Annotated in this window: 25 protein-coding genes; 12 read left to right on the top strand and 13 right to left on the bottom strand. The window is 72.0% G+C overall.

Annotated features, from left to right (window positions below):
* Nucleotides 1-102: 102 nt before the first annotated feature.
* The 4 genes from ACTOWY_RS18560 to ACTOWY_RS18545 form a co-directional block, all read right to left on the bottom strand.
* Nucleotides 103-1,074, bottom strand: a complete 972-nt coding sequence (locus tag ACTOWY_RS18560) for a glycosyltransferase (RefSeq protein WP_441310894.1) — start codon at nt 1,072-1,074, stop codon at nt 103-105.
* Entirely contained in the window at nt 1,071-2,087 is a 1,017-nt protein-coding gene (locus ACTOWY_RS18555) for a glycosyltransferase family 9 protein (protein ID WP_441310893.1), read from the bottom strand. The genes ACTOWY_RS18560 and ACTOWY_RS18555 overlap by 4 nt, the downstream gene beginning before the upstream one ends.
* Complete coding sequence (locus tag ACTOWY_RS18550; protein ID WP_441310892.1) at nt 2,084-2,632, bottom strand: D-glycero-alpha-D-manno-heptose-1,7-bisphosphate 7-phosphatase; 549 nt, start codon at nt 2,630-2,632, stop codon at nt 2,084-2,086. The genes ACTOWY_RS18555 and ACTOWY_RS18550 overlap by 4 nt, the downstream gene beginning before the upstream one ends.
* A 190-nt stretch (nt 2,633-2,822) precedes the next feature.
* Nucleotides 2,823-3,053: a hypothetical protein gene (locus tag ACTOWY_RS18545; protein WP_441310891.1), complete on the bottom strand. Its 231-nt coding sequence runs from the start codon at nt 3,051-3,053 to the stop codon at nt 2,823-2,825.
* 130 nt (nt 3,054-3,183) lie between these two features.
* Between ACTOWY_RS18545 and ACTOWY_RS18540 the strand changes: the two genes are divergently transcribed.
* Genes ACTOWY_RS18540 through ACTOWY_RS18520 form a run of 5 tightly spaced genes read left to right on the top strand, consistent with a single transcriptional unit; the run spans nt 3,184 to nt 8,955 of the window.
* Nucleotides 3,184-4,143, top strand: coding sequence for a UDP-glucuronic acid decarboxylase family protein (locus tag ACTOWY_RS18540; RefSeq protein ID WP_441310890.1), 960 nt, complete (start codon nt 3,184-3,186; stop codon nt 4,141-4,143).
* 9 nt (nt 4,144-4,152) lie between these two features.
* Entirely contained in the window at nt 4,153-5,787 is a 1,635-nt protein-coding gene (locus ACTOWY_RS18535) for a carbamoyltransferase family protein (RefSeq protein ID WP_441310889.1), read from the top strand.
* 2 nt (nt 5,788-5,789) lie between these two features.
* Nucleotides 5,790-6,749, top strand: coding sequence for a glycosyltransferase family 2 protein (locus tag ACTOWY_RS18530; protein WP_441310888.1), 960 nt, complete (start codon nt 5,790-5,792; stop codon nt 6,747-6,749).
* Entirely contained in the window at nt 6,746-7,678 is a 933-nt protein-coding gene (locus ACTOWY_RS18525; protein WP_441310887.1) for a glycosyltransferase family 9 protein, read from the top strand. The genes ACTOWY_RS18530 and ACTOWY_RS18525 overlap by 4 nt, the downstream gene beginning before the upstream one ends.
* A complete protein-coding gene (locus ACTOWY_RS18520) occupies nt 7,660-8,955 on the top strand; it encodes a UDP-glucose dehydrogenase family protein (RefSeq protein WP_441310886.1) in 1,296 nt (431 codons plus the stop codon). The genes ACTOWY_RS18525 and ACTOWY_RS18520 overlap by 19 nt, the downstream gene beginning before the upstream one ends.
* A gap of 171 nt (nt 8,956-9,126) precedes the next feature.
* Here ACTOWY_RS18520 and ACTOWY_RS18515 read toward each other — a convergent pair whose 3' ends face one another.
* Nucleotides 9,127-9,597, bottom strand: a complete 471-nt coding sequence (locus ACTOWY_RS18515; protein ID WP_441310885.1) for an SRPBCC family protein — start codon at nt 9,595-9,597, stop codon at nt 9,127-9,129.
* A 100-nt stretch (nt 9,598-9,697) separates the two neighbouring features.
* Here ACTOWY_RS18515 and ACTOWY_RS18510 point away from each other — a divergent pair, with 100 nt between their 5' ends.
* Both ACTOWY_RS18510 and ACTOWY_RS18505 read left to right on the top strand, forming a co-directional pair.
* The gene (locus ACTOWY_RS18510) at nt 9,698-12,016 is read left to right on the top strand and encodes a phosphoketolase family protein (protein WP_441310884.1); all 2,319 of its coding nucleotides are present in this window, start codon (nt 9,698-9,700) and stop codon (nt 12,014-12,016) included.
* Nucleotides 12,013-13,110 (top strand): acetate/propionate family kinase, encoded by a 1,098-nt coding sequence (locus tag ACTOWY_RS18505; protein ID WP_441310883.1) that lies wholly within the window; start codon nt 12,013-12,015, stop codon nt 13,108-13,110. The genes ACTOWY_RS18510 and ACTOWY_RS18505 overlap by 4 nt, the downstream gene beginning before the upstream one ends.
* A 177-nt stretch (nt 13,111-13,287) precedes the next feature.
* Here ACTOWY_RS18505 and map read toward each other — a convergent pair whose 3' ends face one another.
* Nucleotides 13,288-14,058, bottom strand: coding sequence for a type I methionyl aminopeptidase (gene map / locus ACTOWY_RS18500; RefSeq protein WP_441310882.1), 771 nt, complete (start codon nt 14,056-14,058; stop codon nt 13,288-13,290).
* Between the two features lie 77 nt (nt 14,059-14,135).
* Between map and ACTOWY_RS18495 the strand changes: the two genes are divergently transcribed.
* The gene (locus tag ACTOWY_RS18495) at nt 14,136-14,402 is read left to right on the top strand and encodes a helix-turn-helix transcriptional regulator (protein ID WP_441310881.1); all 267 of its coding nucleotides are present in this window, start codon (nt 14,136-14,138) and stop codon (nt 14,400-14,402) included.
* Between the two features lie 129 nt (nt 14,403-14,531).
* On the opposite strand, the gene ACTOWY_RS18490 is transcribed toward ACTOWY_RS18495, so the two are convergent.
* Genes ACTOWY_RS18490 through ACTOWY_RS18470 form a run of 5 tightly spaced genes read right to left on the bottom strand, consistent with a single transcriptional unit; the run spans nt 14,532 to nt 17,526 of the window.
* Nucleotides 14,532-15,269: a metallophosphoesterase family protein gene (locus ACTOWY_RS18490; RefSeq protein WP_441310880.1), complete on the bottom strand. Its 738-nt coding sequence runs from the start codon at nt 15,267-15,269 to the stop codon at nt 14,532-14,534.
* On the bottom strand, nt 15,266-15,523 hold the full coding sequence (locus tag ACTOWY_RS18485) for a BON domain-containing protein (protein WP_441310879.1): 258 nt from the start codon (nt 15,521-15,523) through the stop codon (nt 15,266-15,268). The genes ACTOWY_RS18490 and ACTOWY_RS18485 overlap by 4 nt, the downstream gene beginning before the upstream one ends.
* On the bottom strand, nt 15,495-16,154 hold the full coding sequence (locus ACTOWY_RS18480) for a nucleotidyltransferase family protein (RefSeq protein WP_441310878.1): 660 nt from the start codon (nt 16,152-16,154) through the stop codon (nt 15,495-15,497). Before ACTOWY_RS18480 ends, ACTOWY_RS18485 begins: the two co-directional genes overlap by 29 nt.
* Nucleotides 16,151-16,537, bottom strand: a complete 387-nt coding sequence (locus ACTOWY_RS18475; protein ID WP_441310877.1) for a hypothetical protein — start codon at nt 16,535-16,537, stop codon at nt 16,151-16,153. Before ACTOWY_RS18475 ends, ACTOWY_RS18480 begins: the two co-directional genes overlap by 4 nt.
* Before the next feature lie 14 nt (nt 16,538-16,551).
* Entirely contained in the window at nt 16,552-17,526 is a 975-nt protein-coding gene (locus ACTOWY_RS18470) for a TIGR03557 family F420-dependent LLM class oxidoreductase (protein WP_441310876.1), read from the bottom strand.
* A gap of 95 nt (nt 17,527-17,621) precedes the next feature.
* Here ACTOWY_RS18470 and ku point away from each other — a divergent pair, with 95 nt between their 5' ends.
* The 4 genes from ku to ACTOWY_RS18450 are packed head-to-tail and all read left to right on the top strand — an operon-like array spanning nt 17,622 to nt 22,770.
* The gene (gene ku / locus ACTOWY_RS18465) at nt 17,622-18,542 is read left to right on the top strand and encodes a non-homologous end joining protein Ku (protein ID WP_441310875.1); all 921 of its coding nucleotides are present in this window, start codon (nt 17,622-17,624) and stop codon (nt 18,540-18,542) included.
* 3 nt (nt 18,543-18,545) lie between these two features.
* Nucleotides 18,546-19,988 carry a non-homologous end-joining DNA ligase gene (gene ligD, locus ACTOWY_RS18460; protein ID WP_441310874.1) on the top strand — a complete coding sequence of 481 codons (1,443 nt, stop codon included), beginning with the start codon at nt 18,546-18,548 and terminating at the stop codon, nt 19,986-19,988.
* Between the two features lie 27 nt (nt 19,989-20,015).
* Nucleotides 20,016-20,765: a class I SAM-dependent methyltransferase gene (locus tag ACTOWY_RS18455; protein WP_441310873.1), complete on the top strand. Its 750-nt coding sequence runs from the start codon at nt 20,016-20,018 to the stop codon at nt 20,763-20,765.
* On the top strand, nt 20,752-22,770 hold the full coding sequence (locus ACTOWY_RS18450; RefSeq protein ID WP_441310872.1) for an ATP-binding protein: 2,019 nt from the start codon (nt 20,752-20,754) through the stop codon (nt 22,768-22,770). Before ACTOWY_RS18455 ends, ACTOWY_RS18450 begins: the two co-directional genes overlap by 14 nt.
* Here the strand turns inward: ACTOWY_RS18450 and ACTOWY_RS18445 are convergent.
* Both ACTOWY_RS18445 and ACTOWY_RS18440 read right to left on the bottom strand, forming a co-directional pair.
* Entirely contained in the window at nt 22,744-23,391 is a 648-nt protein-coding gene (locus ACTOWY_RS18445) for a maleylpyruvate isomerase family mycothiol-dependent enzyme (protein WP_441310871.1), read from the bottom strand. The genes ACTOWY_RS18450 and ACTOWY_RS18445 overlap by 27 nt on opposite strands.
* Entirely contained in the window at nt 23,381-24,640 is a 1,260-nt protein-coding gene (locus ACTOWY_RS18440) for an RNA polymerase sigma factor (protein WP_441310870.1), read from the bottom strand. The genes ACTOWY_RS18445 and ACTOWY_RS18440 overlap by 11 nt, the downstream gene beginning before the upstream one ends.
* Between the last annotated feature and the right edge of the window lie 2 nt (nt 24,641-24,642).

Genomic DNA, 24,642 nt, shown 5'->3' with positions numbered 1-24,642 from the left:
TGAGCGCGCCCGCCAGTTCGGCCACGTGCAGGTTCTGCCCGCCCGCGTCGACCTCGCCGAGTGCGGCCAGCGGGCTGGCGTGCTCGGAGATCAGGGCGATGTTCATCGGGTCACCTCCGTCAGGATTCGGTCCCAGTGGTCGACGAAGGCCGTCAACCCGTGGTGTGCCAGTGCGTGTTCGCGGGCGCCCGCGCCGAGTTCGCGGGCCATCGCCGGGTCGGCGACGAGCGCGCGCAGCGCGGTCACCAGGTCCTCCACCCGGCTGGAGAGCACCCCGGCCGCCGGTGGCACCGCGCGCGGCGCCTCGGTGGCGGCCAGACCGATCACCGGCAGGCCCAGGTGCATGGCCTCCAGCAGGGCCAGCCCGAGCGAGGTCCAGCGGTAGGGGTGCAGGTAGACCCGGCGCCGGGCCAGTGCGGTGTGCAGGTCCGCGGCGGGCAGGTCGCCGTGGGCGGTGAGCCGGTCCGGGCCCAGCCCCAGGTGGGCGCCGAGTCCGTCCAGGCCCATGCCGAAGACGTCCAGGGGCGCGGCGGCGGCGAAGCGCGGCAACAGGTCGGTGCCTGCCACCCTGGCCCGGCGGATCGGTTCGTTGACCACCACCCCGGCGTGCGGCAGTTCCCCGGTGTAGCGGTGGCCGGGGTCGGGCACGCCGTGTTCGACCACCACGGTGGGGGTGGCGCCGCAGTCCCACATCAGGTCGTTGAAGTGGGTGACGTGGGCCAGCAGCAGGTCCTGGCGGTCGGCCAGGGGGTGGCGGGCGTCCCGGATGGCCATCGGCGGGGTGTTGTGCTCGACGTAGACCGCGGGCAACTCGCGGCCGAGGGCGCGGCCGGTCCAGCGTTGCGCGAGTTCGATCTCCTCCGGTCGTTGCAGCACCACCACGTCGAGGTCGGTCTCGGCCAGGTGTTCCACCGGCGCCTCGGTGGCCGCTGGCAGGTCCCGTCCGGCCAGGCCCAGGCCCCATTCGCCGCCGACCGGCAGCCGGGGGATGAGGTAGCGGTGCCTGCCGCGGGCGAAGGAGTTGAGCCAGCCGCCGTGCACATGCCACACCAGCACCCGCAGCGCCCGGCTCACGCCGCCACCTCGGCCAGTTCGCGGACGGCGGCCAGCACCGCGGTGGCGGGCACCGAGTTCAGGCAGGGGTGGCCGGGCACCGGGCAGATCCGGGCGCGGCTGTCCCGGCAGGGCGCGTGCTGATCGCCCAGCAGCACGTGCGGGCCGGGCGGCGCCCAGCGGATCGCGGGCACGACCGGGGCGAACAGCGAGACCACCGGGGCGCCCACCGCGGCGGCCAGGTGCGCGGGCCCGGTGTTGCCTGCCACCACCGCGCTGGCCCCGGCCAGCACCCCGGCCAGTTCCGGCAGGCTGGTGCGGCCGCCCAGGTCCAGTGCGCGTCCGGCCGCGACCGAGGCGGTCAGCGCGGTCTCCCCAGGGTCGCCGGTGACCACGACCCGGTAGCCGGCCCGGAGGAGTTCGGCGACCGCCTCGGCGCAGCGCCACGGCGGCCAGGCGCGGGCGGGCACGGACGCGCCTGGGTGCACCACGACGTAGCCCGGCGGGCCGGTCAGTTCCCGGGTGTCCGGGTAGCCGGTGACGGCCAGCCTGCCGTCATCGGCTGGTGGGCGGGGGAATCCGGCCGCGGCGGCGATGGCCAGGGCCCGCCCGGCCTCCGGCTGGTCCTCCTCCAGGTCCGCGCCGGGGCGCAGCCGGATGTCCAGCAGCGCGCCGGGATAGTCCACCGAGGCCGCGGTCAGATGTGGGATCCCGGCCAGCCGCAACACCAGCGCGGTGGGCAGCGGCGACTGGTGGAAGGAGGTGAGGATGACCGCGCGGTCGCACCGCAGCGCCCGCACCGCGGTCACCAGGGACTCGATCTCGGGTGCGCGCACGGGTTCGGGTTCGGCGTCGATCCACGGGCAATGCCAGCACAGGATCCGCCGCACCCCTGGCAGCAGCTGCGCGGCCTGGTGACCGCGCGGTCCACACAGGAGCACCACCTCGGCGGCGTGCGCGATCGCCCGGATGGCCGGTCCGGCCAGCAGGACATCGCCCGCACTGTCCAGCCTGCACACCAGCACCCTGCTCATCGCCGGACCTCCGCCGGTAGCAGCAGGTCCAGCGCGGCGGGCAGATCGGCGGCCACCACCGGCGCGTGCGCGACCTCATGCGCCCTGGTGACCGGGGTCGGCACCAGGATCGAGTACACCCCGGCGGCCTGACCGGCCCGCACATCGGACTCGATATCGCCGATGAGCACGGTGGCGCTGGTCGGCACACCCAGTTCGGCGCAGGCCGACAGGATCATGCCGGGCTGCGGTTTGCGGCAGCGGCAGCCGTCCAACGGCCCGTGCGGACAGACCTGCCAGGTGTCGAAGGGCCCCAGCAGTTCCTCGATCCGGCGGTGCACGGCCGAAACCTGCGCCACCCGCAGCAGTCCTCTGGCGACACCGGACTGATTGGTGACCACCCCGGTGCGGACGCCGCGCGCACGCAGCCGGGCCAGCACGGCCGCGGCGCCCGGCATGGGCGCGACCAGTTCGGGATCCCCGTTGTAGGGGACATCCCGGATCAGGGTGCCGTCCCGGTCGAACAACACCAGACCGGGCCAGGCGGCTTCGACGATTCCTGTCACCTGGCGAGGCTTGCCAGGCGCGGAAGTGCTAAACACTTCGCCGGGAAACGCTACTCCGGGTCACATCTGGTGGTGGGTAAGGCGATTGAGGCCGGGTACACCTACTCGGACTCCCATCCGCGGCGGCCAGGGCGGGCCTCGGCAGGACGCGGTCCGGGCACCCTGGGGCGCCCGGACCGCGATCCGGTGCTCAGCGGGCCAGGCGCTGGGTGAGCATGGCCTTGGCCTGCTCGGCGCCCTTGCGGCTCTCGCCCTGTGCCTTGCGGAAGAACTCGGCCAGTTCGGTGTCGCCCGCGCGTTCGGCGTCCTCGATGTAGGTCTCCAGCCGGAGCACATTGGACAGGCACGCCTCGGTGAACCAGATGATGTTGTAGTCCTTGTCCCGCGTTCCGGTCACGCTGCCGGTTTCGGTGGTGGACACGGATCCTCCTCCGCTGATGGTGTGGTCTTCCCCGTGGGACTACCCGGCAGGCTCCCGCGCACACCGACGTTTCCCGGGTAGGGCCCCGGGTAGCCGCCGGGGCAGAGCGGAGCAGTGAAAGGGGCGCGCGATGCGGTTCGAACGGGTCGTGGTCACCGGGGGCGCGGGCTTCCTCGGTTCCCACGTGTGCGAGGAGCTGGTGTTCTCCGGGGCCTCGGTGGTGTGCGTGGACAACCTGGCCACCGGCAGGCTGTCCAATCTGGACACCGTGGCCGGGCATCCGCGGTTCCACTTCGAGCACGCCGATGTCACCGAGCCGCTGCGGGTGCCCGGCCCGGTGGACGTGGTGCTGCACCTGGCCTGCCCGGCCTCCCCCGCGGCCTACCTGCGGGAACCGGTGACGACCATGCGCACCGGCTCGCTGGGCACCCTGCACGCGCTGGAGCTGGCCAGACTGCACCGGGCCCGGTTCCTGCTGGCCTCCACCAGCGAGGTCTACGGCGATCCGCTGCGACACCCGCAGACCGAGGACTACTGGGGCAATGTCAATCCGGTCGGCCCGCGCAGCGTCTACGACGAGTCCAAACGTTTCAGCGAGGCGCTGACCATCGCCTACCAGGCCCAGTACGGGGTGCGTGGTTCGATCGCCCGCATCTTCAACAGCTACGGCCCGCGGATGCGCCCCGACGACGGCCGGATGATCCCCGCCTTCATCCGGCAGGGCCTGGCCGGGGAGCCGATCACCGTCTTCGGCGACGGCGCCCAGACCCGGTCGCTGTGCTACGTCAGCGACACCGTGCGGGGCCTGATCGCGTTGGCGCGCAACGACTTTCCCGGCCCGGTCAACATCGGCGGCCCGGATGAACTCAGCGTCACCCAGATCGCGGAACGGATCCGAAGGCTCACCGGCGGCACCGCGCCGGTTCGCCACGGCGAGGCGATGACCGACGATCCGCGCCGCCGCTGCCCGGACATCGCCCTGGCCAGGCGGGAACTGGGCTGGGCGCCGCAGGTATCCCTGACCGAAGGGTTGCGGCGCACCGTGGACCACTTCGCCGCGACCTCGTTTGCCCACCGGGCCGCCGGGTAGCCGGTCGCCATGCGCGTCCTGGGTGTCAACGCCATCTTCCACGATCCCGCCGCCGCCCTGGTGGTGGACGGCCAGGTGGTGGCCGCGGCGGAGGAGGAGCGGTTCAGCCGCCGCAAGCACGGCAAACGGCCGGTGCCCTTCTCCGCCTGGGAACTGCCAGAGCAGGCCGCCCGCTGGTGCCTGCGACGGGCCGGGCTGAGTCCGGCCGACCTGGACGCGGTGGCCTACTCCTACGATCCCGACCTGGTCGAACCGGGCCAGCCCGGACTGGACGAGCACTGGGAGGAACTGCGCACCACCTACGCGCGGCGCGCCCCCCAGTTCCTGGCCACCGCCTTGCCCGGCCTGGACCCCGGCATCGTCCGGTTCGTGCCGCATCACGTCGCGCACGCCGCCTCGGCCGGGCTGGCCGCGCCCTTCGGCGGCGATTCGGCGGTGCTGGTGGCCGACGGCCGCGGCGAACGCGCCTCGCACCTGGGCGGCAGCTACCGCGACGGCCGGCTGGAGATCCTGGCCTCCCAGCGACTGCCGCACTCCCTCGGCCTGATGTATGAGTCGCTGACCGAACATCTGGGGTTCCTGCGCGCCAGCGACGAGTACAAGGTGATGGCGCTGGCCTCCTACGGCTCACCCGTGCACGCCGGCCTCTTCCGCGAACTGCTGCGGGTCACCGGCGACGGCGGCTTCCACCTGGAGCCCATCGACTGGGGCGGGTTGGCCAAACCCCGCGAGAGCGGCGAGCTGGGGCCCGAGCACGCCGACCTGGCCGCCAGCGTGCAACTGCGGGTGGAGGAGGTGCTGCTGGAACTCGCCCGCTGGCTGCACGCCGCGACCGGGCACCGGCGGCTGACCATGGCCGGAGGCGTCGCGCTCAACTGCGTGGCCAACACCCGCATCCACGCCGAAGGACCCTTCGAGCAGGTCTGGGTGCAACCGGCCGCCGGGGACGCCGGCACCGCGCTGGGCGCCGCCCTGCACGTCACCGCCACCGAGGACACCCCGGCCGCGCCGATGCCCGGCGCCGATCTGGGCCGGGAATGGACCGGCGACCAGCTCCGTCAGTGCCTGGAGACCGCGCGGCTGACCTACACCGAACCCGCCGACATCGCCGAGACCGTCGCCGCCGCGCTCGCCGAGGATCAGATCGTGGCCTGGTTCCAGGGCCGCGGCGAATACGGGCCGCGGGCGCTGGGCCGCCGCTCCCTGCTGGCCCATCCCGGACGGGCGGACAACCTGGCCCGGCTCAACGAGGTCAAGGGCCGCGAGCAGTTCCGCCCGGTGGCCCCGATGGTGCTGGCCGACCGGGCGGCCGAACTCTTCGAGCGCGGCCCCATTCCCAGTCCGCACATGCTGTTCGTGCACGACGTCCGCCCGGACTGGCGGGACCGTATCCCGGCGGTGGTGCACGTGGACGGCACCGCCAGGGTGCAGACCGTGGACGCGGACCAGGATCCGTTGCTGGGCCGGATGCTGACCGCCTTCGCCGCGCGCACCGGGTTGCCGGTGGTGGTCAACACCAGTCTCAACACCGCGGGCAGGCCGATGGTCGACGACCCCAGGGACGCGCTGGAGTGCTTTGGTTCCGCGCCGGTGGATCTGCTGGCCATCGGCCCGTTCGCGGTACACCGGAGGGAGCTGACCTAGGAATGTCCACAGTGGACTACGCGGTGGTGGTGCCGACGGTGGGCCGGGACAGCCTGTGGCGGCTGCTCAACTCCCTGGCCAACGCCCGCGGCCCGCACCCGGCCGAGGTGATCGTGGTCGACGACCGCCCCGACCCGCAACCACTGGGTCCGACGCCGATCCCGGTGCGGGTGCTCACCTCCGGCGGGCGCGGCCCCGCCGCGGCCCGCAACGTGGGCTGGCGGGCCACCGAACACGAGTGGATCGCCTTCCTCGACGACGACGTCGTGCTCAGCCCGGACTGGCCGGAACGACTGGCGGGCGACCTGGCCCGGCTGGACGGCAAGGTCGCCGCCAGCAAAGCCCGGATCACCGTGCCGCTGCCCGCCGATCGCGCGCCGACCGACGCCGAACTGGGCACCGCCGGACTGGCCAAGGCGGAGTGGATCACCGCGGACATGGCCTACCGGCGCAGCGCGCTGGCCGCACTCGGCGGCTTCGACGAACGGTTCCCGCGCGCCTACCGCGAGGACGCCGAACTGGCCATGCGGGTGCTCGACCACGGACTGGAACTGGCCGAGGGCGGGCGGCGGACCATCCATCCGGTGCGGGAACAGGGATTCCTGGCCAGTGTGCGGGCCCAGCGCGGCAACGCCGACGACGCGTTGCTGCGCAGACTGCTCGGCACCGGCTGGCGGGAACGCATTGGCGGGCGACCCGGCCGCTTGCGCCTGCACACGCTGACAACCGCCGCGGCAATGGGTGCGGCCGGATGTGTGATCGCGGGCAGGCCGCGCGCCGCGATCCTGGCCGGGCTGGTGTGGGCCGGGCTGACCGCGGAGTTCGCGGCACGCCGGATCCAGCCCGGCCCGCGCACCCCGGCCGAGATCACCCGGATGGTGGTGACCAGCGCCGCCATCCCGCCGATGGCCTGCCTGCACCGGCTGCGCGGGGAACTGCGGCACTGGCGGGTGCGGCGATGAGCGCCCCGGAGGTGCTGGTGCTGCGCGCGCTGGGCCTGGGCGATCTGCTCACCGCGGTGCCCGCGCTGCGGGCCCTGCGCCGCACGCACTTCGATGCCCGGATCACCCTGGCCGCACCGGAATGGCTGGCCGGACTCCTCGGCGATATCGGCGCGGTGGACCGGCTGCTCACCACCGACGGCCTGACCGAAGCACTGCGCTGGCAGGCCCGGCCACCCGATCTCGCGGTCAACCTGCACGGCCCCGGCCCGCAGAGCACCGCACTGCTGCGCGACCTAGACCCGGTCCGGCTGATCGCCTTCGACCCCGCGCACTGGCGGGAGGAAGAGCACGAGGTGCACCGCTGGTGCCGGCTGCTCACCGAACACGGCATCCCGGCCGATCCGACCGACCTGCGCCTGCCCAGACCCTGGTGCCCGTCCCCGGTGCGCGGCGCGGTGGTGCTGCACATCGGCGCCAGCCACGCCAGCAGGCACTGGCCTGCCGAGCGGTTCGCCGAACTGGCCCGGCGGCTGCCCGGCCATGTGGTGCTCACCGGCAGTCTGCCGGAGCGGCCGCGGGCCCAGCGGATCGCCGAACTGGCCGGACTGCCCCCCGAACGGGTGCTCGCCGGGTACACCGGCCTGATGGAACTGGCCCCGCTGGTGGCCACCGCCCGGCTGCTGGTGTGCGGGGACACCGGCGTGGCGCACCTGGCCACCGCCTACCGCACCCCGTCGGTGGTGCTGTTCGGCCCGGTCTCCCCCGCCCGCTGGGGCCCGCCGCCACAGCGGCCCGAACACCTGGCGCTGTGGGCCGGGGTCAGCAGCGACCCCTTCGACCACACCCCGGCTCCCGGCCTGCTGCGCATCTCGGTGGACGAGGTGCTCGACGCGGCCCGGCGGCTGCTGCCCCGGAAGGGATCTCGCGCATGGGCGCACACCGGATAGCCGTCATCGGCGCGGGCTACGTCGGCCTCACCACCGCGGCCTGCCTGTCCCGGCTCGGTCACCGGGTGCACTGCGCCGACCTCGATCAGTCCACTGTGGACGATCTACGGCACGGCGTGGTCGGCCTGCGGGAACCCGGCCTGGCCGAACTGGTGGCCGCCGGACTGGCCGAGGGCACCCTGGACTTCGGCGCCGACAACCTGGCCGCGGTCCAGGACGCCGAGTTCGTCTTCCTGTGCCTGCCCACCCCCTCGGCCGCCGACGGGGCCGCCGACCTCGGCGCGGTGCACGCCGTGCTCAGCCAGATCGGCCCCGCCTTGCGCGAGGGGTGCGTGGTGGTGGTCAAATCCACCGTGCCGCTGGGCAGCACCCGGGACCTGCGCGCCCGGCTGGACCGGGCCGGGGTCGCGGTGGCCAGCAACCCGGAGTTCCTGCGCGAGGGCCACGCGGTGACCGATTTCCTGCACCCGCAACGGGTGGTGGTCGGCGCGAGCGAGGAGGACACCGCGCGCCGGGTGCTCGACCTCTACCGCGACACCGGCGCGCCGACGCTGATCACCGATCCGGCCAGCGCCGAACTGGTCAAGTACGCCAGCAACAGCTTCCTGGCGATGAAACTGTCCTACGTCAACACCCTGGCCGAGTTGTGCGAGCGCACCGGCGCGGATCTCACCGCGGTCACCGAGGGCCTGGGCCAGGACGAGCGCATCGGCCCGGCCTTCCTGGCCGCCGGACCGGGCTGGGGCGGCTCCTGCCTGCCCAAGGATACCAGGGCGCTGCTGCACACCGCCACCGAGGCCGAGGTGGAGTTCCCGTTGCTGGCCGCGGCGATCCAGACCAACGAGCGTCAGGCCGGGCGGATCACCGGGCTGGTGGCCCAGGTGCTGGCACGGCCGTTGCGCGGGGCGCGGATCGGACTGCTCGGACTGACCTTCAAGGCGGGCACCGACGATCTGCGGGACTCCCCCGCGCTGGCGGTGGCCCAGGCCCTGGCCACGGCAGGCGCGCACCTGCGCGGCTTCGACCCTGGCGTGCCCGCCGGGCAAGAACGGATCGGGCCGGTGGGGCTGGTGTCCCTGGCGGAACTCGTCGCCGAGGACGCCGACGCGGTGGTGCTGCTGACCGAATGGCCGGAGTTCACCGAACTGGACTGGCCCGGCCTGGCCGCCCGGATGCGCACCCCGCTGCTGGTGGACACCCGCGACCACCTGCCGGCCAAGGCCCTGGCCGCCGCGGGCATCCGCCACCACCGCCTCGGCCACCCCACGCCGAGCTGACCCACTCCCCGCCGAGTTGGCCCAATTCGTACGCGTAATTTGCCCAACCGGGCGTACGAGTTGGGCCAACTCGTCCGCGGACACGATTGGGCCGCCCCCGGTGGTGGCTTGGGGGCGGCCCAATCGTTTTCCGATGCGGCGGCCGGGCCCTGCTTCCCGGCCGCGCGCAGGCTACCTGGTAGTCGGGTCCGCGCCCGGCCGGACCTCACCACGCCAGCCGCCGGTCTCCTGACCGCGGTGCTCGATGAACTCCTTGAACCGGCTCAGATCACCACGGACCCGGGTCTGCACGAAACCGAGCGTGTCACCGACCTTCTCGGTGGCACCTTCCGGCTCGAACTCGATCCGCAGCGACACCTTGGTCTCAGTGCCCTGCGAGGTGAAGGAGACGGTGCCGCGGTGCTTGGGCCCGGACAGCACCGTCCAGGAGATCCGCTCGTCGGGGACCTGGTGCAGGATCTCGGCGTCGAACTCACGCTCCACCCCGGCGATACTGGTCTTCCAGTGGGTCAGCGTGTTCGACACCTGATCGACCCGTTCGACGCCCTTCATGAACTCCGGGAACGTCTCGAACTGGGTCCACTGGTCGTAGACGGCGCGTACCGGCGCATGAACTTCCACGCGTTCCTCGATAACGCTCACTGTCCTGACAACTCCTTTCGTGTCGGTCACGCACTCTCCGGCTACCCGCCGTGCCCGGCCGGAAACGTGTGGCGGCGAAGAAATCGGGAAACCGGTTCCTGTGATCGACACCGATGCCACCCGCCGCTACCGCCGCGCCGCGGACTACCTGGCCGCGGCCATGATCTACCTGCGGGACAACGTGCTGCTACGCGAACCGCTGCGCCCGGAACACCTCAAACCCCGGCTGCTCGGCCACTGGGGCACCTGTCCAGGTATCACCTTTGTCTACAGTGGACTCAACGCGCTGGCGAAGTCGACGGGGCAGCGCACGTTGTTCGTGGTCGGTCCCGGGCACGGCGCGCCCGCGGTGCACGCCAACCTGTGGCTGGAGGGCACGCACGCCGAGTTCGACCCGGCGCTCTCCCTGGACGAGACCGGGCTGACCGAGCTGATCCGCCGGTTCTCCTGGCCGGGCGGGTTCCCCAGTCACCTCTCCCCCGAGGTGCCGGGGGTGATCCACGAGGGCGGCGAACTCGGCTACGCCCTGGCCACCGCGTTCGGGGCGGCCCTGGACGATCCGGACTCCCTGGTGGCCTGTCTCATCGGCGACGGCGAGGCCGAGACCGGGCCGACCGCGGGCTCCTGGCACGGCGGCAAGTTCCTCGACCCGGCGCACGACGGCGCGGTGCTGCCGATCCTGCACCTCAACGGCGCCAAGATCTCCTCGCCCACCGTCTACGCCTCGATGGCCGATGAGGAGCTGACCGCCTACTTCCACGGCGCGGGCTGGACCCCGCAGCTGCTCGATGTCGACCGGACGGAGGATCCGGACGCGCTGCTGGCCGCCACCCTGGACCGCGCGCACACCGAGATCGCCGCCATCCGGGACCGGCGGCCGGAGCGAGCGCGCTGGCCGATGATCCTGTTGCGCAGTCCCAAAGGCTGGGGCCTGCCCGCCTTCGACGCCGACGGCGAACCCCTGGAAGGCACCTTCCACGCCCACCAGGTCCCGATCGAGGCCGACAATCTGGACCTGCTGGAACGCTGGCTGCGCTCCTACCGGCCCGCCGAACTCTTCGACGCCACCGGTGCGCCGCAACCGGATCTGCTCGATCTGCTGCCACCGGCCACGCTCCGGCTCGGCCGGGCGCCACGGGCCAACGGCGGGGAAGTCCGCCGCGACCTGCCGCTGCCCGCACCGGAGAAGTTCGCCGTCGAGGTCAGCGAACCCGGTGCGGGGCAAGCGAGTCCGACCGAGACCGCCGGGAGGTGGCTGGCCGAGCTGATGCGGGTCACCGAGGACCGCCGCGACTTCCGGGTGGTCTGTCCGGATGAGCTGGTCTCCAACAAACTCGACCCGATCCTGGCGGCCACCGACCGGGTTTTCACCTGGCCGCCCGGCAGTCACGCCGAAGCGCTCGGCCCGCACGGCCGGGTCATGGAGGTGCTGTCGGAACACCTGTGCCAGGGCTGGGCGCAGGGCTACCTGCTCACCGGGCGGCACGCGCTGTTCCCCTGCTACGAGGCCTTCGCCTCCATTGTGGACAGTATGGTGAACCAGTACGCCAAGTTCCTCAAGATGGCCGCCGAGGTGCCCTGGCGGGCGCCGGTGGCCAGTCTGAACTACCTGCTCACCAGCGAGGGCTGGCGGCAGGAGCACAACGGCTACAGCCACCAGGGCCCCGGGTTCATCAACAACCTGCTCACCAAGAAGTCCTCGGTCGCCCGGATCTACCTGCCGCCGGATGCCAACACCCTGCTGCACACCCTGCGCCGCTGCCTCTCCGGCACCGGGCGGATCAACCTGATCGTCGCGGGCAAACACCCGGCGGCGCAGTGGCTGGACGACGCGGCCGCCCGCGCGCACTGCCAGGCCGGTGCGGGAGTGTGGGAGTGGGCGGGCACCGAAGCGCGCCGCAGCGCCCCGGAGGTGGTGCTGGCCTGCGCGGGCGGGGTGCCCACGGTGGAAACCCTGGCCGCGGCCGATCTGCTGCGCAGGCACGCGCCCAACCTCCTGGTCAGGGTGGTCAACGTGGTCGACCTGCTCAGCCTGGCCGCCCCGGACCGGCATCCGCACGGCATGGACGAACGCGCCTTCCACGCCTGCTTCGGCCGGGACCTGCCGGTGATCTTCGCCTTCCACGGCTATCCCTCCGCGGTGCACGAGGTGCTGCACGGCCGCCCGGACCCGGACCGCTTCCACGTGCACGGCTACCTGGAGGAAGGCTCCACGACCACCCCGTTCGACCTGCTGGTGCGCAACCGGATGAGCCGCCACGACCTGGCCGCCGACGCGCTGCGCCGGGCGGGCGGCTGGGCCTCGGCGGGCGGCGGACTGGCCCAGCGGCTGCTGCGGGAACGCGATGAGTTGCGCGCGCACGCCTACCGCGAGGGTGCGGACGCCCCGGAGATCACCGACTGGAGGTGGCGGGCATGAGCACCGTGCTGACCGTCAACCCCGGCTCCTCCAGCCTGCAGGCGCACCTGATTTCCGGGGACACCGAACGGATCCTGGACCAGATGCACGTCGAGCGGCCACCGGATTCCGCCGAGGCCGTCGAGGAGTTGCGCAAGCTGCTGTTCCGGGTCGGCGACCGGGAACTGACCGCGGTGGCGCACCGCCTGGTACACGGCGGCGACCAGGTCCGCACGCCGACCGTGGTCACCGACGAGGTGGTGCGCGCGGTGCACCGGGTCGCCGCGCTGGCCCCGCTGCACGTGCCCAAATCCCTGGCGTTGCTGGACCAACTGCGCGGGCAGCTCTCCGGGACACCGCACGTGCTGTGCCCGGACACCGCGTTCCACAGTGGACTCTCCGAAGTGGCCGCGACGTATCCGCTGCCGGTGGCGTGGCGGCAGCGGTTCGGGTTGCGGCGCTACGGATTCCACGGCCTGTCCTACGCGCACGCGGTGCGCAGGGTGGCCGCGATGACCGGCGTCGCCGGGAGCGAACTGAGCCTGCTGCTGGCCCACCTCGGCGGTGGCGCCTCGGTGTGCGCCTACCGCGAGGGCCGCAGCGTGGACACCTCGATGGGTTTCACCCCCCTGGAAGGTGTGCCGATGGCCAAGCGCGCCGGTTCGATCGACCCAGGACTGCTGCTGCACCTGCTCGGCGACGGCGGGCTCAGCCGCCAGGAGGTCACCGACGGGCTGTACCGGCACTCCGGGTTGCTCGGCCTGTCCGAGGGCCGCTCGGCCGACACCCGCGAACTGGTCACGGCCGCGCGGGAGGGCCACCCGCCCTCGGACCTGGCGTTGCGGGTCTTCGCACACCGGGTGGCCAGGGAGCTGGCGGCCGCGGCGACCAGTCTGTACCGGGTGGACGCGCTGGTGTTCACCGGCGAGATCGGCTGGGACCAGCCGGAGCTGCGCGAGGCGATCACCGCCCGGCTGGGCCAGCTCGGCATCCGCCCGGCCCTGGGCGGCAACCGCGAGGACGACGGACCGGTGCACGCCGAAGGGGTGCCGGTGCTGGTGGTCAAGCCCCGCGAGGAACTCCAGCTCTGCCGCGACGCCCTCTCAATCCTCTAACCCACCCCGTGTTGGCCGTTGTCGTACGGTGTGTTGGCCGTTATGGACGGCGAGTTGGCCCAACTGGTACGCCGAGTTGGCTGAAGTGGGCGTACCAGTTGGCCCAAGTGGTACCAGATCGGCCAAGACTGGGTACGACAACGGCCAACACACCGGCGGGGTACGGCTCCGGGCGGCTCAGCCGAGGCGCTCGGTGAGCACCTGCGGGCCGGCTTCGGTGATCGCGATGGTGTGTTCGGAGTGGGCGGTGCGCGAGCCGTCGGCCGAGCGGATGGTCCAGCCGTCGGGGTCCAGCACGATCTGGTCGGTGGTGCGGGCGAACCAGGGCTCCAGGGCCAGGGTCATGCCCGCGCGCAGTTTGAGGCCGCGCCCTGCCCTGCCCTTGTTGGAGACATGCGGGTCCTCGTGCATGGTCCGGCCCAGTCCGTGGCCGCCGAACTCGGTGTTGACCGGGTAGCCGTGGCCGGTGGCGACGGCCTCGATGGCCGCGGAGACATCGCCCATCCGGTTGCCTGGCCGCGCGGCCGCGATGCCGGCTTCGAGGGCTTCCTCGGTGGCGTGGACGAGTCGCAGGTCCTCGGCGGCCGGGGTGCCCACGATGACGGTGCGGGCGGAGTCGGCGACCCAGCCGTCGATGCCGACCGCGAAATCCATGGTGAGGACGTCGCCGTCGCGCAGCGCGTAGTCGTGCGGCAGTCCGTGCAGCACCGCGTCGTTGACCGAGAGGCAGATGACGTTGCGGAAGGGGCCGTTGCCGAAGGACGGGGCGTAGTCCCAGTAACAGGACTGTGCCCCGCGGTCCCGGATCCGGCCGCGGACGTGCTGTTCCAGCTCCAGCAGGTTCACGCCGACCTGGGCCAGTTCGCCGACCTCGGTGAGGATCTGGGCGACGAACCGCCCGGTGGTGCGCATCCGCTCGATCTCCGCGGACGACTTCAACTCGATCATGCAAACCATCCCGCCGTCGGTATAATAATACCAACGTAGCAGTTGCGGTATTAAAATACCACCGGTACCCTGGTGTCGTGGTTCGCAATCCGCTCACGCCCGAACAGATCGAGGCAGGCAGGCGCCTGGGGCGCTTGCTGCGGGCGGCGCGGGCCGACCGGGATCTCACCGAGGTGGCGCACCTGGCCGCCATGTCGCCGGAGACCTTGCGCAAGATCGAGACCGGCCGGCTCCCGAGTCCTGCCTTCGGCGCGATCGTCCGCCTCAGCGAGGCACTCGACCTGCCGATCCAGGACCTGGCCGACGCCTGGCGCGACGACCAGCGACTGGAGGCGGCGTCCTGACCCCCACCGCCGCGTTGGCCGTTATGGACGGTGAGTTGGCCGATGTGGACGGTGAGTTGGCCGGAATGGGCGTACCAGTTCGGCCAAATCGGCGTACGACAACGGCCAACACGGCGTCGGGGCTGCGGGTCACGCCGGGGTGGCCGCCACCGCGGCCGGTTCCAGGCAGTAGACCTGGTAGGCGGCCTTGATCACCGGCTGGGCCACGTTGCGCACCCGCACCCCGCCCGGCGTGCTGCCGTGCTCGGTGCCGAAGTGGGCGTGCCCGTGCACGGCCAGGTCGGTGTTCGCGCCGTCGATGGCCTCGGCCAGCAGGTAGGAACCCAGGAACGGGTAGATCTCCGGCGGCTCGCCCTTGAGGGTGTCGTTCACCGGCGAGTAATGGGTCAACGCGACCTTGATATCGCAGGTCAGGCCGTTGAGCGCGACGGCGAGCCGGTCGGCGACCTCGGTGGTGTGGTTGATGAAGGCCTTCATCTCCCGCTCCCCGAAGGAGCTTCCGCACTTGCCGGCGAAGCCGCCGCCGAAGCCCTTGACCCCGGCCACGCCCAGCGTGCAGTTCCCGACCTTCAACGTCACCGCATCGCCCTCCAGCACGGTGATCCCGCTACCGGTGAGCACTTCGGTGACCTGTTCGGGCACATCGGCGTGGTGGTCGTGGTTGCCCAGCACCGCCAGCACCGGCACCGGCAGGTCCGCGAACTCCTCGGCCACCACCAGCGCCTCGTCCAGGCTGCCGTGTTTGGTCAGATCCCCCGCCAGCAACAGCACATCGGCGCAGTCGCCGAGCTGTTCCAGGGCGGGGCGCAGGCGCCCGGCGGCATCCGGCCCCAGGTGGATGTCGCCGACCGCGGCTATCCGGATCACCGTAGCTCCTCCCGTCCGGTCGGCGCCTCGGCCCGGACCACCTGGGTTTCGTTGTGCACCACCAGTTCCGGCGCCAGCTCGCCGATCACCTCGTCGAGCTTGTCCCGCCGTTCCTCGCTGGCCACCTCACCCGCGAGGAACACGTGCTGGCCGCGCATGGTGACCTTGACCCCCTGCTCGGCGGTGCGAGGGTCCTCCACCAGCGCGCGGCGCAACCGGCTGACCTCATACTGCGGTGTTCTGGCTTCGTTCACCCTGTCCTCCTCGATGGCCGAGCGCGCCGAGTGCCGGGGCGATCCGCAGTCGCTTGGCCAGCAACAGGAATGCCTCGGCGTACGGCGAGCCGGTGGTGTCGGTGGCGACCCGTTCCCAGTCGACCTGTTCGCGCAGCGCGCGGGCCATCGGCAGCAACTCGGTGAAGTCGCAGCGATGCGGCCCGAGCACCAGCAGCTTGTCGATCACCAGGTCGGTGGCCCTGGCCACCGGCGCGGTGACCGAGCCGACCCGCAGGTCCTCGGCGGCGGCGAGCTGTTCCCTGGTGACCGGCCGGTCGTTGGGCCGGAAGATCAGGTCGATCAGCCGGTCCCCGTCGTAGGCCTTGAGCAGCCAGTCCTCCGGCGGCTGCGTGCCGCGCATCCCGTTGTCCATCAGGGCCTGCACCGCGCGGCGGGCGTCCTCGGCGGTGACCAGCAGGTCGATATCGTGATCGGAGGCCGCCCCGCCCCTGGCGTAGACCGCGGCGCCGCCGGTGACGGCGAAGGGGATGTCCTTGGCGCGCAACGTGGTCACCACTTTGACCAGGGTGCGCAGCAAGGCCTCCGGGTCGGCGGTGGGCGGCTCCTCCGGCGGGTCTTCCTGGGGTAACGGCGGCAGTTCCGCGCTCATCGCTGCTCGATCCGCAGCGCGAGCTGTTCCGGCGCACCGGATTCCACCTGCCGCTGCGCATCCGGGTCGGGTTCGCCGAGATCGGGATCACCGGCCGGGGGCGCGGTGTCGATGGTCTCGTCGAGTTCCTCATCCGGCGTGTCGGCCAGCGGCCGCCCTGGCACTTCCGGGGCCTGGTCCGGAACCTCCTCGGCCAGCCGGTCGGCCAGGGGTTCGCCGTCGGCCATCTCGCGGGCGGTGGTGCCGAACCGGTCCGCCTCGGCCCAATCCTCCGGCGGTTCCACGCCTTCTTCCAGTGGGTCCACGCCGATGCGGTCCTCGTCGAGGTTCTCCGCGGTGGTGTCACTACGCTGGTCCTCGGGGCTGTACTCGTGTGCCGTCATGACTTTCGCTCCTCTCAGGCCAGTGTGGTCGCGGTGCCGCGGGCCGCCGGCAGCACGTGCTCGGCCCAGTTGCGGAAGAACTCCTCCTGGCCGGGACCGATCTGCTGCACGTAGACCTCGTCGAATCCGGCGTCCACATAGGACCGCAGGGTGCTCAGGTGTTCCTCCGCGTCGGGTCCGCAGGGCACCGCCTGCCTGCTCATCTCCGGGGTGACCAGGCTGGCCGCCTGCTCGAAGTGCCGAGGGGCAGGCAGCACCTGGGCCAATTCACCGGGCAGGGACTCGTTGGGCCACAACCGGTGCACCGTCTGCACCGCCTTCTCCTCGGTCTCCGCCCAGCACACCTTGAACCCGCCCTGGGTCGGTTTCCCGGCCCCGCCGTGCTCGCGGAAGACCTCGATCGTCTCCGCGTCGGGTTTGGTGCTCATGAATCCGTCCGCGATCCGCCCGGCCAGCCTGGCCGCCTTGGGGCCGAAGGCGGAGAAGTAGATGGGCACCGGGTCCTCGGGCAGGGTGTAGATGCGGGCGTTCTGCACGGTGTAGAACTCGCCCTCGTGGTCGATCTGCTTGCCGGTGTGCAGGGCGCGGATGACCTCCACCGCCTCCTCCAGCATGCGCAGCCGCACGTCAGCGGCGGGCCAGGGATCGCCGAGGATGTGCTCGTTGAGCGCCTCACCGCTGCCCACGCCCAGGGTGAACCGGCCCTCGCACTGCACCGCGGCGGTGGCCGCGGCCTGGGCGATCACCGCCGGGTGGGTGCGCACGGTCGGGCAGGTCACCGCGGTGGTGATCGGCAGCCGGGTGGCCTCCGAGAGCGCCCCGATCACCGACCAGACGAACGGGCTCTGCCCCTGCTCGTCGTTCCACGGGTGGAAATGGTCGGAGATCCACAGCCGCTCGAACCCGGCCTGTTCGGCCAGCCGGGCCTGACGCACCAGCTCCCGGGGGCCGTGCTCCTCGCAGGACAGGAAGTAACCGATGCTGACCATGCCGCCCGGTTACCCACCGCCGCCCGGCTCACACACCCCGCCACGACCGGGCGAAACCGGTGTACACAAGCGCCTGTCTGGGTAAACCCGCGGGTATGAGAGCGATGTGGCGGGGTGCGATCTCCTTCGGGCTGGTCACCATCGCGGTGAAGCTGTACGCGGCCACCGAGGAGCACGATTTCCGGTTCCACCAGGTGCACCGCGAGGACGGCGGCCGCATCCGGTACAAGCGGGTCTGCTCGGCCTGCGGCAAGGAGATCGACTACGCCGACATCGACCGCGGCTACGAACTGGAAGACGGCCGCCTGGTCACGCTGAGCAAACAGGACTTCGAGTCGCTGCCCATCACCACCGACCGGGCCATCGAGGTGCTGGAATTCGTCTCCGCCGAGCAGATCGACCCGATCTTCTTCCAGAAGAGCTACTACCTGGAACCGGACAAGGCCGCGGTCCGCCCCTACGTGCTGCTGCGCACCGCACTGGAGCAGGCAGGCCGGCTCGCGGTCGTCAAGATCACCCTGCGGCAGCGGGAAACCCTGGCCATGCTGCGCGCCCGCGAGGACGTCCTGGTGCTGCACACCATGATGTGGCCGGATGAGGTCCGGGTGCCGGAATTCCCGTTCCTGCACGAGGACACCGAGGTGCGGCGCCAGGAACTGCAGATGGCGGGCTCGCTGGTGGAGAGCATGTCCGGGGACTTCCACCCCGAGGAGTTCACCGACGACTACCGGGTGGCGCTGCAGGAGCTGATCGAGGCCCGCGCCGAGGGCGCCACACCGCCGCGGGCGGGCAAGCCGGACAAGCAGGCCGAGGTCGTGGACCTGATGAGCGCCCTGCAACGCAGCGTGGAAGCCGCGGGCGGCAAACGCAAGACCACCAGCCGCGCCAAGCCCGCCGCCAAGAAGACCACCCGGACCCGCACCACCACGAAGTCCAGCAGCGCCACGAAGTCCGGCAGCGCGAGCAGCACCAAGTCCACCGCCGCGAAACCACGCAGCCCCAAGCGATCCGCCTAGCCGATGGGCGACCTCACCGAGTACCGGCGCAAACGGGACGCCACCCGCACCCCCGAACCGGTGCCCGGACCCGGTCCACTGCCCAGCGGGCACGACGACACCTTCGTCATCCAGGAACACCACGCCAGCCGCCTGCACTGGGACATCCGGCTGGAACGCGGCGGGGTCCTGGTGTCCTGGGCGGTGCCCAAGGGCCTGCCTGCCGAACCCGGCGTGCCCCGCCTGGCCATCCGCACCGAGGACCACCCACTGGCCTACGCCACCTTCGCCGGGCGGATCCCGCGCGGCGAGTACGGCGCGGGCACCATGACCATCTGGGACACCGGCCACTACGAAACCCTCCAGTGGACCAGGTCCCGGGTCGAGATCGTGCTGCACGGCGACCGGGCCGACGGCCGATTCCTGTTCTCCCGCAAGGGCGAGAACTGGGTGCTGCACCGCCTGGACGGCCCGGCCGACCCCACCTGGACCCCGCTGCCCGAGGCGGTCGCACCCATGCTGGCCACCCCCGGCACCCTGCCGCCCACCGAAGAGGACGAGCAGTGGTCCTATGAGTTCAAATGGGACGGGGTGCGCGCGATCGCCCGGGTGGAAGGCGGTCGCCTCAGCCTGTTCTCCCGCAACGGCGGCGAGATCACCGCGGTCTACCCGGAGATCCGGGGCCTCGGCGAGCAACTCGGCAGCACCCAGGCCCTCCTGGACGGCGAACTGGTCGCCTTCCAGGACGGCAAACCCAGCTTCGCCGCCCTGCAACGCCGCATGCACGTCCGCGAGGCCACCGCGATCCGCCGCCTCACCGAGTCCCAGCCAGTGCACTACCTGGTCTTCGACCTGCTGCACCTGGACGGAGGGTCCACAATGGACCTACGGTACGCCGAACGCCGCCGCCTGCTCGACGAACTCGCCCTCTCCGGCCCCCGCTGGCTGACCCCGCCGGCCTACCCCGGCGCCGGTGCCGCGGTGCTGCGCGCCGCCCAGGACGCCGGCCTGGAAGGCGTGGTGGCCAAACGACTCTCCGCCCGCTACCACCCCGGCCGCCGCAGCCCGGGCTGGGTGAAGGTGACCGACCTGCGCAACCAGGAGGTGGTCGTCGGCGGCTGGCGCACCGGCCACGGCCGCCGCGAAGGCCTGGTCGGCTCGCTCATGCTCGGCGTGCCCACCGGCACCGGGCTGCGCTACATCGGCCAGGTCGGCACCGGCTTCACCCAGGAGATGCTGCAACTGCTCACCCGCCAGCTCACCGCACTGGCCAGCGACAACTCCCCGTTCACCGGCGCCATCCCGGCCGACCGCTCCCGCGCCACGCACTGGGTCACCCCGTCCGTGGTGGGCGAGGTGACCTTCCGCGAGTGGACCAGGGACGGCCGGTTGCGCACCCCGTCCTGGCGCGGCCTGCGCCCGGATCGCGACCCGGCCGACATCGCCGCACCGGACCCACTGGACTAGGATTGACCTGCGGAAAGGGGGATCCGGATGGACCGGGACATGCGCGATGTGGACGATGTGCTGCGACTGCTGGACGGCCTGTTCACCCGCGAGGCCGACCGCTGGACCAGCGACGCCGGCTCGGCCTGGTGGGACGGCTTCTACGCCGACCGGGACAAGCCGGTGCCGTTCTTCGCGGCCACACCGGATGAGAACCTGGTCTCCTACCTCGACCGCGGGCTGATCACCCCCGGCCGGGCCCTGGACCTGGGCTGCGGACCGGGCCGCAACGCCGTGCACCTGGCCGCCGCGGGCTTCACCGTGGACGCCATCGACCTCTCCCGCACTGCCCTGGACTGGGCCCGCGACCGGGCCCGCGCAGCCGAGGTCGAGATCGACTTCCGCTGCGGGGACGCCTTCTCCGCCGACCTGACCGGCCCCTACGAGCTGATCTACGACTCCGGCTGCCTGCACCACCTGCCACCGCACCGCCGGATCAGCTACCTCGCCCTGCTCGACCGGCTACTGGCCCCCGGCGGACACTTCGCGCTGACCTGTTTCGCTTCCGGCGCGATGGGTTCGGAGCTGTCCGACACCGAGCTGTACCACCAGGGCGGCCTCGGCGGCGGACTCGCCTTCACCCCGGAGTCCCTGCGCTGGATCTTCGCCGATCTCACCGAGGTCGAACTGCGCCGCATGCACGAGGAACCCGCCGACTCCCCCCGTTTCGGCGAATCCTTCCTGTGGACCGCACTGTTCCGCCGACCCACTACAGTCAATCCGCGTGACGCACAGTAATGACAACGCGGGCTCGGTCGGCGGCCACCTGATCCAGGCCGCCTCGATCACCGGCGACATCCACCTGGGCGCCACCCCACCGCCGATCCCCCGCCAACTCCCACCCGCGCCCACCGCCTTCGTCGGCCGCGCCCCGGAACTCTCCGCCCTCACCAACGCCTTGGGCGGCAACGCGACCGTGGCCATCACCGCACTGGCCGGAACCGGCGGCATCGGCAAAACCGCACTCGCCCTGCACTGGGCACACCAGCGGATCACGGACTTCCCGGACGGGCAGCTCTTCGTCGACCTGCGCGGCTTCAGCCCCGACAGCGAACCCCTCACCCCCGCCACCGCGGTCCGCGGTTTCCTGGACGCCCTCGGCCAGGACCCGGCCCACCAACCGGCCGACCCGTTCGCGCACTACCGCAGCCTGGTCGCGGGCAAACGCCTGCTGATCATCCTGGACAACGCCGTGGACACCGCCCAGGTCCTCCCGCTGCTCCCGGGCAGCCCGACCTGCACCGTCCTGGTCACCAGCCGCAACCACCTGCCCGGCCTGATCGGCGCACACGGCGCCCAGCACGTCGCCCTGGACGTGCTGCCCCGGCCGGACGCGCACGAACTGCTCGCCACCAGACTTGGCCCCGCCGACCCAGCCGACCTACGCGAACTCGGCGAACTCTGCGGCGGACTGCCCCTGGCCCTCAACATCGTCGCCGGACGCGCCCGCACCCAACCCCACCTGCCGCTGTCCGAGGTCATCGCCGAACTCCGCGACACCGGCCTGGACGAAGACGACCCGACCGCCAGCGTCACCGCCGTGCTGTCCTGGTCCCACCGCGCACTGGGCACCGAAGCGGCCCGCGTCTTCGGCCTGCTCGGCATCGCCCCCGGCCCCGACATCAGCCTGTCCGCCGCCACCGCCCTGACCGGTTCCCCCGACACCCGCCGCACCCTGCGCACCCTGGAACAGGCATCCCTGGTGCACCGGGACGCCAACAACCGCTGGCGCATGCACGACCTGGTCCGCAACTTCGCCACCACCGTGGCCACCGACCGGGACCTGGGCGGCCTCACCGACTTCTACCTGCACACCGCCCTGGCCGCCCACCACCACCTCGACCAGCTGCACCAGCTCCCCCTGCCACCCGGCCCACCCCGCACCCCACCACTGGAACTCCCCGACGAACAAGCGGCCCTGGCCTGGTTCGACGCCGAACACGAAGCCCTGTTCGCCACCCTGCGACTCGACGACAACCCGCTGCTGACCTGGCAACTCGCCTGGGCCCTGACCACCTACCAGCAACGCCGCGGCCACCAGGCCCTCCACCTCATGACCTGGGGCCTTGGCCTGGTCGCCGCCGACTACCTCGATCACCCTGAAGCCCGCTACACCGCACTCCGGCTGCTCGGCCGCGCCAGCCTGCGCCTCGGCCACCCCCAGCAAGCACTCGACTGCCTGCGCCGCGCGGTCGAGCTGGCCACCGAATCCGGCGACCTGGCTGGGCAGGCGCACGCCCAGCGCGCGCTCGCCCTCGCCTGGCAGGCCCTCGGTGATCACCAGCAGGCCCTGGAGGCCGCCACTTACGCCCTGGACGCCTTCGAGCAGCTCGGCGCGCCGGAGTGGCGGGCAAAGGCACTCAAGGGCTACGGCTGGCACCTGGTCAACCTCGGCCTGGAACTCAAGGCCGTCGACTACTTCACCACCGCCCTGGAACTCTCCCGCGTCCACCACTACCGGGACGGCGAAGCAGGCGCCCTGCACAGCCTCGGCAGCATCGCGCTCAGACTGGGCCGCCACCACGACGCCATCGACTACCTGCACCAGGCCCTGACCCAGTACCGGGAACTCGGCGACGCCTACGAACAGGCCGACATCCTGCGCCGCCTCGGCAGTGCGCACACCGCCCTCGGCCAAACCGAGCAGGCGGCCACCGCCTGGCGCGAATCCCTTGTCCTGCACCGGGCCCAGCACCGGCACAATCAGGTCGCCTGGCTACTTGCCCGCCTCGGCGAAGGCTGAGGCCAGCCGCCGCGCACCCGCCCCGGACAAACCAGCCAGCCCCGCAGCCCGCCCGGTCGCCAGCAACAACAACTCCCCCACCGGCCCGCGCACCTCATCTGGGCCCTCCCCCGAGGTCCACTCGGCGTCCGTGGCCACCAGGCGCATCCCGCGGAACCGCTTGCGCGCACCGTAAAACGCGCTCTTCAGGACGTGTTCCAGGGCCGCGACCGTCGGCTCCACCGGCAGCACCCGCACCCGACCCAGCGGCCGCGCGATGTCCTGGGTGTGCACCAGCGCATCCGTCAACGGATCCAGCAGCCCCGAACCGGGGGTGCGCTTGGCCGACCCCGCGTGCTCCCGCACCTGCGCGATCAACTCCGCCGGACTGAACCGCGCCGCCCGCTCGATCGCCAGGGTCGCCTCCATCCGGTCGAAGCTGCCCCGCGCCCGGATCGCGGCCTTGGCCAGACCGCCGAAGGTCATCCGGGTGGAGATCGTCATGTGCGCGGCCACCTCGTAGACCGTCCACTCCGGACAGAGCGACCGGGCCTGCCACTCCGATTCGGGCAGGCTCTCCAGGAAATCGGCCAGGTGCAGGCGCTGCTGAGTGGTCCAGTCCAGAATCCGGTCACGGTCCATGGTCGTTCCCCTCCAGGGCGACAAGTCGGTCGCGCAGGTGCGCGCGTTCAGGTTCGGTGCCCGCCAGCTCCAGGGCTTCCCGGTACGCGGTGGCGGCCTCTTCGTCGCGGCCCAGGCGTTCCAGCAGGTCCGCGCGGGCCAGCGGGTACAGGTGGTAGCCGCGGAGTTTCGGCTCCCCGGCGAGTTCATCGAGCAGGGCCAGACCGGCGGCGGGGCCGTCCCGCATGGCCACCGCGGCCGCCCGGTTCAACGCCACCACCGGCGACGGCATGATCGTCAGCAGCACGTCGTAGAGGGCCACGATCTGCGGCCAGTCCGTGCTCGCGACATCGGCGGCCTCATCGTGCAGGGCGGCGATCGCGGCCTGCACCCCGTACCGCCCCGGCGGACCACCCGAGAGCGCCGCGACCACCAGCGGCTCACCTTCGGCGATCATCGCCCGGTCCCAGCGCGACCGGTCCTGATCGGCCAGCAACATCAGCTCGCCGTGCCCACCGGTACGCGCCGCCCGGCGGGCGTGGGTCAGCAGCAGCAACGCGAGCAGCCCGGTCACCTCCCGCTCCGCTGGCAGCAGCCGGTGCAGGATCCGCACCAGGCGGATCGCCTCCTCGGCCAGGTCCAGGCGCTGCAACCGCGGCCCGGAACTGGCCGCGTACCCCTCGGTGAAGATCGAGTACAGCACCTGCAGCACCCCGGGCAGCCGTGCGGGCAACTCATCCGCGCCGGGCATCCGGAACGGGATCCGCGCCTCCCGGATCTTCTTCTTCGCCCGCACGATCCGCTGCGCCATCGTCGCCGAGGGCACCAGGTAGGCCCGCGCCACTTCTGGGGTGGTCAGCCCGGCCAGGCAACGCAGCGTCAGCGCGCCACGATCCTCGGCGGGCAGCGCCGGGTGCGCGCAGGTGAAGAACAACTGCAACCGGTCATCCGGCAGCTCCCCACCCACATCGGCGGCCGGAGCCGGATCGGACCGGTCCGCCTCCACCTGCAGGATGGCCAGCCGGGCCGCATACGCCTGGTCCCGCCGCAGCCGGTCCACCGCCTTGCGCCGGGCCGTGGTCAGCAACCACGCCCCCGGCTTGTTCGGCACCCCGTCCACGGGCCAGTGCGTCAGCGCCGCCTCGATCGCCTCCGCGGCGACCTCCTCGGCCAGGTCCAGATCACCGAAACGGCGCACCAGCGAGGCCAGCAGCCTGCCGTGCTCCTCCCGGAAGATCGACTCGACCGAGGAGGACGCCTGCTCGCTCATGA

It is taken from the genome of Crossiella sp. CA198, assembly GCF_052078295.1.
Classification (GTDB): domain Bacteria; phylum Actinomycetota; class Actinomycetes; order Mycobacteriales; family Pseudonocardiaceae; genus Crossiella.
Note: the sequence above shows the minus strand (reverse complement) of the source record. Positions and strands in the feature narration are given on the sequence as shown.